The 8,728-nt window shown below is 66.1% G+C and carries 7 protein-coding genes and 2 pseudogenes; 5 read left to right on the forward strand and 4 right to left on the reverse strand.

Annotated features, from left to right (window positions below):
• From cysS to I71_RS07295, 3 genes and pseudogenes are all read right to left on the reverse strand, one after another.
• Positions 1–1,176 (reverse strand): annotated as a pseudogene (cysS, locus tag I71_RS07285) (cysteine--tRNA ligase); the annotation flags it as partial.
• Positions 1,177–1,204: 28 nt separating this feature from the next.
• Positions 1,205–2,560 (reverse strand): glutamate--tRNA ligase, encoded by a 1,356-nt coding sequence (gltX, locus tag I71_RS07290; protein ID WP_042693236.1) that lies wholly within the window; start codon positions 2,558–2,560, stop codon positions 1,205–1,207.
• 71 nt (positions 2,561–2,631) lie between these two features.
• Complete coding sequence (locus I71_RS07295; protein ID WP_083897034.1) at positions 2,632–3,156, reverse strand: MarR family winged helix-turn-helix transcriptional regulator; 525 nt, start codon at positions 3,154–3,156, stop codon at positions 2,632–2,634.
• Positions 3,157–3,307: 151 nt separating this feature from the next.
• Here I71_RS07295 and I71_RS07300 point away from each other — a divergent pair, with 151 nt between their 5' ends.
• From I71_RS07300 to I71_RS07315, 4 genes are all read left to right on the forward strand, one after another.
• Complete coding sequence (locus tag I71_RS07300) at positions 3,308–4,282, forward strand: alpha/beta fold hydrolase (RefSeq protein WP_042693238.1); 975 nt, start codon at positions 3,308–3,310, stop codon at positions 4,280–4,282.
• Between the two features lie 133 nt (positions 4,283–4,415).
• The gene (gene elbB, locus I71_RS07305; RefSeq protein ID WP_042693241.1) at positions 4,416–5,084 is read left to right on the forward strand and encodes an isoprenoid biosynthesis glyoxalase ElbB; all 669 of its coding nucleotides are present in this window, start codon (positions 4,416–4,418) and stop codon (positions 5,082–5,084) included.
• Between the two features lie 135 nt (positions 5,085–5,219).
• Positions 5,220–5,789 carry a hypothetical protein gene (locus tag I71_RS07310; RefSeq protein WP_042693243.1) on the forward strand — a complete coding sequence of 190 codons (570 nt, stop codon included), beginning with the start codon at positions 5,220–5,222 and terminating at the stop codon, positions 5,787–5,789.
• A gap of 134 nt (positions 5,790–5,923) precedes the next feature.
• On the forward strand, positions 5,924–6,157 hold the full coding sequence (locus I71_RS07315; RefSeq protein ID WP_148294178.1) for a hypothetical protein: 234 nt from the start codon (positions 5,924–5,926) through the stop codon (positions 6,155–6,157).
• A gap of 56 nt (positions 6,158–6,213) precedes the next feature.
• On the opposite strand, the gene nadE is transcribed toward I71_RS07315, so the two are convergent.
• Positions 6,214–7,881 (reverse strand): NAD(+) synthase, encoded by a 1,668-nt coding sequence (gene nadE / locus I71_RS07320; RefSeq protein WP_042693249.1) that lies wholly within the window; start codon positions 7,879–7,881, stop codon positions 6,214–6,216.
• 264 nt (positions 7,882–8,145) lie between these two features.
• Here nadE and I71_RS07325 point away from each other — a divergent pair.
• Positions 8,146–8,728: pseudogene (locus tag I71_RS07325) on the forward strand (hypothetical protein); the annotation flags it as partial.

Raw genomic sequence — 8,728 nt, forward strand, 5'->3', positions numbered from 1 at the left:
GGTCCTGGTGCAGCAGACCGAGTTGCTGGCCGGCCGCCAGCAGCGCGCCCTTGGTCGCCGCCTTCTCCGCGTCGCTCTTCGCTTTGTTCCCGCGGTCGCCAACTCGTGCAGATGCGCGATGGCGAGCGGGCTGTTCAGGTCGTCCTCCAGCGCCGCCAGCACGTCGAAGGGCACCTCGCCCGCCGCCGGTGCCGGTTCGCCGCGCAGGGCCTGATACCAGCGGTCGAGCGCGCCCTTCGCCTGCCGGATGCCCTCGCGGGTGAAGTCCAGCGGCTGGCGGTAATGGGCGCTCAGCAGGGTCAGGCGAATCGCCTCGCCGGGGAACCCGTCCAGCAGGTCGTGCACGGTGAAGAAGTTGCCGAGGGACTTCGACATCTTCTCGCCTTCGACCGTGACGAAACCGTTATGGACCCAGGTGCGAGCCAGCCGGTCGGTACCGTTGGCGCAGCAGCTCTGGGCGATCTCGTTCTCATGGTGCGGGAAGATCAGGTCCAGCCCGCCGCCATGGATGTCGAAGGTGACGCCGAGATGCTCCTTCGCCATTGCCGAGCACTCGATGTGCCAGCCCGGACGGCCACGGCCCCACGGGCTGTCCCAGCCGGGCTGGTCGGGGCTGCTGGGCTTCCACAGCACGAAATCGGAGGCATCGCGCTTGTAGGGAGCAACCTCCACCCGGGCGCCGGCGATCATGTCCTCCAGCGAGCGGCGGGACAGCTGGCCATAGCTCGGCATCGACGGCACGGAGAACAGCACATGCCCTTCCGCGGCATAGGCGTTGCCGCGCTCGATCAGCGTGGCGATCAGCGCGATCATCTGGCCGATATGCTGGGTTGCCCGCGGCTCGATGGTCGGGCGCAGGGCGTTCAGCGCGTCCATGTCGGCATGGAACAGGTCGGTTGTGCGCGCGGTCAGCGTGTCGATCGGCTCACCGCTGTCCCGCGCGCGGTCGATGATCTTGTCGTCCACATCGGTGATGTTGCGGACATAGGTCACCGCGGGATAGAGACGCGACAGCAGCCGGAACAGCAGTTCCAACCCCACCACCGGCCGGGCGTTGCCGATATGGGCGGTGTCGTAGACGGTCGGACCACAGACATACATGCCGACATGTCCCGGGCGAAGCGGCTCGAAGCGCTCCTTACGGCGGGTCAGCGTGTTGTAGAGGTCCAACGGCACGGTCCGAACTCCTGAATGAAGAGAGGTTTCAGGCGGTTTCGCCGGCGAGTCGCCGGAGGCTGCGCGCCCGTCCGATCAGGGGTAGCAGGTTCTTCAATTCCGGTCCATGGTCGCGCCCGGTCAGCGCGCGGCGCAGAGGAAGGAACAGCTCCTTGCCCTTGCGTCCCGTCGCCCCCTTCACGGCGCCGGTCCAGGCCGCCCAGGTGCCGAGGTCCCACGGTTCGTCGGGCAGCAGCGCCGCCGCCTGCGCCAGGAAAGCCGCATCCTCCACCACCGGCGTCACCGGCGCATGGGTCACCGCCCACCACTCCCGCGCATCGCCCAGCCGCCCCAGATTGGGCCGCACCGCCTCCCAGAAGGCAGAATCGGCGCCGGTCAGGCCAAGTGCCTCCAACCGGGACGCCACCGCGTCGAACGGCGTCAGGTGCAGGACACGGGCGTTCAGCCGGCCCAACTCCTCCGGATCGAATTTCGGAGTGCCGCGGGCAACCTTGGACAGGTCGAACTCCGCCACCAGCTCGTCGAGCGTCAGCCGCGCCTCGATGGGGTCGGAGGTGCCGAGCTTGGCCAGCAGGCTGTTGACCGCCATCGGCTCGATGCCGTCCTCGTCGCGCAGGCTGCCGACCGACAGGCTGCCCAGCCGCTTCGACAACCCCTGCCCGCCGGCATCGGTCAGCAGCGGCAGATGGGCGAAGATCGGCACCGCAGCGCCAATCGCCTCGCCCAGGGCTTCAAAGATCTGGATTTGCACCGCGGTGTTGGCGACATGGTCCTCGCCGCGGATGATGTGGGTGATGGCGAAATCGGCGTCGTCGACCACGCTGGTCAGGGTGTAGAGCGGCCGGCCATCCTCGCGGATCAGCACCGGGTCGCTCAGCGCCGTGCCCTCGAACCGCACCGGTCCGCGGACAAGGTCGGTCCATTCCACCGGAGCCGGGGTCAACTTGAAGCGCCAATGGGGTTTGCGCCCCTCCCCCTCCAGCCGGGCACGGTCCCCGTCGGTCAGGCGCAACGCCGCACGGTCGTAGATCGGCGGACGGCCCTGCGACACCAGGCTGGCGCGCTTGAGGTTCAACTCCTCCGCCGTCTCGTAGCAGGGATAGAGCCGGCCGGCGGCCTTCAACGCCGATGCAGCCTCGTCGTAGCGCGGATAGCGGTCGCTTTCGCGGGCGAAACGATCCCAGGTCAGGCCGAGCCAGATCAGGTCGGTGGCGATGGCGTCGGCGAACTCCTGGGTGGAGCGTTCCTCATCGGTATCGTCAAGCCGGAACATGAAGCTGCCGCCGGTCTTGCGCGCAAACAGCCAGTTGACGAGCGCCTGGCGCACATTGCCGACATGGATGCGGCCGGTCGGGCTGGGAGCGAAACGGACGGCGGTGGACATGGCTGGACTCGATTGCAGACAGGACAGGCGGGAAGTCCTAGCACGGGCGGAGCGCCTTCCGAAAGCTGCAGTCAGTCCGGAATGCGACCTCGGGGGCGGTCCCCCTCGTCCCGGGCGACATGGTCCGCCGGTGCTTCCCAATCGCCCAGCGCCCGGAGCAGCGTCCGCACCTGCCGGTTCAGCGAACCGATCTGCGCCAGATCCATCCCCGACCGCTCGACCAACGTCCTGCTCAGACAGGTGCTTTCATCCACCATTGCGCGACCAGCATCCGTCAGCCAGACCTGAACCTGTCGTTCATCCATCCTGCTGCGCCGCCGTTCGACAAATCCCGCCTGCTCTAGCCGCTTCACCGGCGGCGTGACCGTGCTCGATTCCAGCGCCAGCCTTTCGGCGATCGCCCCGACAGTCGCCCCGTCCTTCTCCCCCAGCACGCTGAGGATGAGGTACTGCGGATATGTGAGTCCCATGGCGTCCAGCATCGGCTTGTAGGTGCGGGTGATGGCCATGCTGGTCATATAAAGAGCGAAGCAGAGCTGCTCGTCCAACGGAACCGGGTGCGGAATGGCGGGCGAATTTTCGGGCGCTACAGGCATGGGACGGCCTCCTGACTGATCGGGTCCGGCAACCTTATCACCATATTTGATATCGCGATAAGAATTTGCCTGGACAAGCCCCTGCGAGGTCGTGTAGAAGATTACTTATCGCGATAAACGATATCGCAAAATCATTCCTCGGGAGAGCGACATGACCTCGTTGAAGACCGGCGCCTCGCGGCGCGGCATGCTGACCGCCGGCTTGGGCCTGTCCGCCGCCGCCACCCTGCCCTTCGTCCAGCCCGCACAGGCGGCCCAATCGGCCACGGCGTCCGCATCGGGCGCGAAGGGGGCGGGAAGCGGCACGGTCACGACAAAGGACGGCACGCAGATTTTCTACAAGGACTGGGGATCGGGTCAGCCGATCGTCTTCCATCATGGCTGGCCGCTGTCGTCGGACGACTGGGACGCCCAGATGCTGTATTTCCTGTCGCAAGGCTTCCGGGTCATCGCCCATGACCGGCGTGGCCATGGACGGTCGACGCAGACCGCCACCGGCAACGACATGGACACCTACGCCGACGATGTCGCAGCCCTGGCCGCCCATCTCGGCCTGAAGAACGCCATCCATATCGGTCATTCGACCGGCGGCGGCGAAGTGGCCCGCTATGTCGCCCGGCATGGCGGAAACGGGCGGGTCGCGAAAGCCGTGCTGATCGGAGCGGTGACGCCGATCATGCTGAAGACCGCAGCCAATCCGGGCGGCTTGCCGCTGGAGGTGTTCGACGGCTTCCGCACCGCACTGGCGGCGAACCGCGCGCAGTTCTTCCGCGACATCCCGGCCGGCCCCTTCTATGGCTTCAATCGTGACGGCGCCAAGGTTTCGCAGGGTCTGATCGACAATTGGTGGCGGCAGGGCATGATGGGCGGGGCCAAGGCCCATTACGATTGCATCAAGGCATTCTCCGAAACCGACTTCACCGAGGATCTGAAGAAGATCGACGTGCCGGTTCTGGTGATGCATGGCGACGACGACCAGATCGTGCCAGTCGCCGATTCCGCCCTGCTGGCGATCAAGCTGCTGCGGAAAGGGACCTTGAAGGTCTATCCGGGCCTCCCGCACGGCATGGCTTCCACCCACGCCGACATCATCAACCGGGATCTGCTGGAGTTCATCAAGGGTTGATGCCTCTTGCGAAAGCTCCGGCCGACGTCCGGAGCTTTCGCCGGCAGCCGGCCCGGGCCGCCCGAAGGGAGCGTTAGGCGAAGGCGGGTCTCCTGGGGTAGCGTGGCGGCAAAGCCAACCCCGGAGAGTTTCCATGGCAGATAAAAGCTTGCGCATCGGCGTCGTGCTGTCGGGTTGCGGCGTGTATGACGGCACGGAAATCCACGAGGCGGTCTGCACCCTGCTCGCCATCGCAAAGGTCGGCGCGGTGGCGGTGTGCTATGCCCCCGACATTCCGCAGGCCCAGGTCGTCGACCATCTGACTGGCAATGAAACCGGCGAGAGCCGCAACGTGCTGGTCGAATCGGCACGTATCGCCCGCGGCAAGATCATTGCTCTGAGCGAATTTTCCGCTGGCGACGTCGATGCGCTGATCTTCCCCGGCGGCTTCGGCGCCGCCAAGAATCTCAGCGACTTCGCCTTCAAGGGCACCGACTGCTCGGTCAATCCGCAGGTGGTGGCCGCAGTCGCGGCCATGCGTGCGGCCGGCAAGCCGATCGGCGCCCTGTGCATCGCCCCCGCGATCCTCGCCAAGATCCTGGGCCAGCAGGGGGTGGAACTGACCATCGGCAACGACAGCGGCACTGCCGCGGCGCTGGAGTCGATGGGGGCGATCCACCGCACCACCACCCATGGCGAGATCATCGTGGACGAGGGCCTGAAGGTCGTCACCTCCCCCTGCTATATGCTGGATGCCACTCTGGTACAGATCGCCGAAGGTGCCGAGAATACTGTCAAGGCTCTGGTCGATCTGGCGAAGTAACGATGAGGCTCCGGTAGCGAAGGGGGTAGATGTTCCCCCTTTGCCGCTCTCAATGTCACAAAGCCGGGCAATAATTCGTTAACCGCCGTCGCCCACCCTTTGCCTCGTCTTCTTTTCATCGGACGAGGGTTGGCGATGACCTGCATTGTGGGATTGGTGGATGGCGATCGCGTGTGGATGGGTGGCGACAGCGCCGGGGTGAACGGCCTGGACATCACCGTCCGCGCCGACACCAAGGTGTTCCGCAACGGCGACAGCCTGATCGGCTTCACCAGCTCCTTCCGCATGGGCCAGCTGCTGCATTACCGGCTTGAGGTTCCATCGCGCGACCCTGACACCGACCTGTTCCGCTACATGGTCGTCCACTTCGTCGACGCCGTGCGCAACTGCCTGAAGGATGGCGGCTACGCCCACCGCTCCAACGATGTCGAGACCGGCGGCACCTTCATGGTCGGGCTGGAAGGCCGGCTGTTCACCGTGCAATCCGATTATCAGGTTGGCGAGGCGGTGCGCGGCTATCACGCCATCGGCTGCGGGGCCGATTACGCGCTGGGGTCCCTCGCCTCCACCATCGGCCAGCCGCCGGAGGAGCGCGTGCTGAAGGCCCTGGAGTGCGCCGAACTGTTCAACGGCGGTGTCCGCGCACCCTTCACCATCCAGTCCAGCATGCGCCGCCCGCAGTTGGCGCTGACCGAAGCCGCGTAAACTACGGTCGCCCGGACTTCGACCAAAGTCGAAAGCAACGGCCAAGGCTGCGCTCTGGTCATCCGATGGATTCGTGGCATATGACTCTCTGTCCTGCTGCATTGCGGGACAGGGAATAACCACAAAAATATTGGGTGATAGAGATGACGGACCAAGCTGTTACCGCCGATGCTTTCTATGGCGAGGATGAGAACCCGGCCGGGTTGCTGAGCAACTGGGGAAACTCCCCACTTTTCGTTTTCCCCGCCTTGCTGCTGATTTTCATCATGCCGCTGGCGATCATCTTCCACCCGACCTGGGTGATTCTGCCGGCCGTGCTGTGGAGCTTCGGCATGATCGCCACAATCATCAAGCTGACGCGCGGCTGACGTCCGCGAGCCATCCGGACGTGGAAGGGGAGCCTCTCCCCTTCCCGCCGTCCACGCTAGATCAGATCGATATTGCCGCCGAAGATCGGGACATGCCGCAGCGGCGCCACCGCCCGGCGCGCGAGTCGAGGCCCCGGCGGAGCCCTGCGGCGGCCCGCCTCCGCCTGGACGGCCAGCCGCCAGACCGTCGCCACCATCTCGGACGCATGTCCGCGCCGGGCAAGGTCGGCCGGTGACAGCCCACCGTCGAGCAGCCCCGTCAGCAGATCGTCCAGCGCCTCGACCGGCGGCAGCCCGGCCGGGGTTTCGGCCTTGAGCCGTCGCGCCAGCACCCGGTCCGGCACCACCAGACCGGCCGGCCCGCGCATTCCGGCCGGCTGGTTGGCATTGCGCCAGCGCGCCAAATCCAGCACGGCCGTCTTCGACACATCGGCCAGAACGGCATAGCCACAGCCAATCTCTTCCGGGGCAAGGCCGAGCAACCGGTCGGTGCGGTCCACCGTCGACAGCAGCAGGGCGCCCATCCGTTCCGCCAGCGCCGCCAGGGTCGTGCCGCGCAGGCGGGCATGCAGCCGATCCGTTGTCACCACCGGCTCGCGGCCGGCAAAGGCCGGGGCAAGCAGCGAGTCGGCCGCTTTCAGCACCGGGGCCAGCGCGACATTGTCAAGGCGGCACCCCAGCAACTCCACGATCTCCGCCGCATCGTCCAGGCTGTCGGCCACAGCAACCGCCGAAGCCTCGAACGGACCGCCCGGCAGCGGTGCGCGGACCGCAAGCACCCGTTCCGGCCCCAGCGCATCGACGGCCATGGCGGCGACCAGCGCCGAATCGAGCCCGCCAGTCAGGCCAACCACCGCGCCGGGAGCGCCGGATTTCGTTACGGCATCGTGCAGACCCAGCACCAGAGCGCTGTAGAGCGCCGCCGTCCCGTCAACGGGAGCAATCATTTCGGCTTCAGAACTGTCCCAACCGTCGTTGGGATCGCGCTCCCAGCGGGTCAGCAGGAGATGTTCGGCGAACAGGGGAGCCTGGGCGACCAACCGACCGCCGGGAGCCAGCGCGAAGCTGCCGCCGTCGAACACCCGATCCTCCTGCCCGCCGACGAGGTTCACCGCGGCCAACGGCAGTCCGCATTCCACCACACGGGCAACAGCGGCCTGAACCCGCTCATCGGTACTGCCGGGTGCAAAGGGGCCGGCCAGCATCGCGACCAGCAGTTCGGCCCCGCTCTCCGCCAGCGTCTCCGCAACGTCGCCGGTTGCCAGATCGCCGCCGACCAACAGCCCGATCCGAACACCACGGAAATTCACCGGACCAGGCATCGGACCGGTATCGAAATGATCCTCCCCGGAGACATCGATCCCCCCGATGCCTGGTGCGGCTTGAAAACGAACGGCAGCGACCTCTCCGCCGTCGAGCAGCAGGGCGCCATTGTGGCGCCTGGGTCCATCGCGCCAGGGCGCCCCAACCAGCAATGCCGGGCCGCCATCGGCGGTTTCATCCGCCAGCGCCTGCACCGTCGCCTGCACCGCATCGAGAAAGACGGGAAATGCTGCCAGATCGAGCAACGGGGTGCCGGACACCGCACCGGCCGGGAAGACGACGAGATCGGCACCGCGGGCAGCGGCCTCGGCCCTTGCGGCGCGGATTCGACCGGCATTGGCGGCAAGGTTCCCCGCGGCGGGGTTGATCTGGGCGAGTGCTATCGACAGGCGGTCGGTCATGACGGGCGGCTCCCTTCTTCCGGGTCCTTTTGCGCCGAGGGTAGCAGCGCTTTCCGGCCGGGGAAAGCCGCGGCTCGTCGCAGGTCATGACGCAAACGGAACAAGTGGAGGCAAGATACCGGATGAAGTTCTACAGTGATCGATACTTAGTAAGGAAACGAATTTATGGTGATGATTGAAAGAAATCTATGAAATTAACAAACGGTAAAGGTTGTCGGCGCCATGCTTCCCACTGCGCAAAAACAACGCGATGCGGGGGCATCCATGTACTACGCGGAGCTCAGCGGCCCGAACGGCAAACCGTCGGTGCTGTCCACGGCTGTGCAGAACGGCTCGTCAAAGGCGGCCGGTGCAGCGAAGGACGCGCTGGCGAAATCGGACGCGAAACCGGTGGATAGCGACAAGAAGTCCCAATCCCCGGCCTACACCATCAGCCAGTCGATGGAATCGCTGCTGGACAGCATGACCGGCAAGAGCGGCGCCCAGGCAGGGACAGGCGCCGGCAGCACGGCGGCGGCCGGCGGCGGACTGGACCGCGCCAAGCAGGCCCAGTCGCTGATGCAGTCGGCACTCGACCATGGCAAGGGCCTGGCGGGCATGTTCGGCAAGGGCATCGACTCGCTGAAGCAGGGGCTCGGCGACACGCTGAGTGCGCTGGGCGTTCCGCAGAACCGCATCGACGATGCCGTGAAGGGGTTCGGAGACGGCCTGAAGTCCAAGCTGGACGGTATGGACCTCAGCGATCTGTCGGTGGACATGCAGGCCACCCAGTCGCAGTGGTCGATCGAGTCGCACGGAATCGACCTGGAAATCCAGGATGGCGACCGCAGCGTCAAGATTTCCTTCG

The sequence above is a fragment of the Azospirillum sp. B506 genome (assembly GCF_000333595.1).
In the GTDB taxonomy this organism is placed as follows: domain Bacteria; phylum Pseudomonadota; class Alphaproteobacteria; order Azospirillales; family Azospirillaceae; genus Azospirillum.

Coding starts and splice junctions, on each gene's coding strand:
- gltX (WP_042693236.1), bottom strand. CDS start 2,560: ATGTCCACCGCCGTCCGTTTCGCTCCCAGCCCGACCGGCCGCATCCAT.
- I71_RS07295 (WP_083897034.1), bottom strand. CDS start 3,156: ATGCCTGTAGCGCCCGAAAATTCGCCCGCCATTCCGCACCCGGTTCCG.
- I71_RS07300 (WP_042693238.1), top strand. CDS start 3,308: ATGACCTCGTTGAAGACCGGCGCCTCGCGGCGCGGCATGCTGACCGCC.
- elbB (WP_042693241.1), top strand. CDS start 4,416: ATGGCAGATAAAAGCTTGCGCATCGGCGTCGTGCTGTCGGGTTGCGGC.
- I71_RS07310 (WP_042693243.1), top strand. CDS start 5,220: ATGACCTGCATTGTGGGATTGGTGGATGGCGATCGCGTGTGGATGGGT.
- nadE (WP_042693249.1), bottom strand. CDS start 7,881: ATGACCGACCGCCTGTCGATAGCACTCGCCCAGATCAACCCCGCCGCG.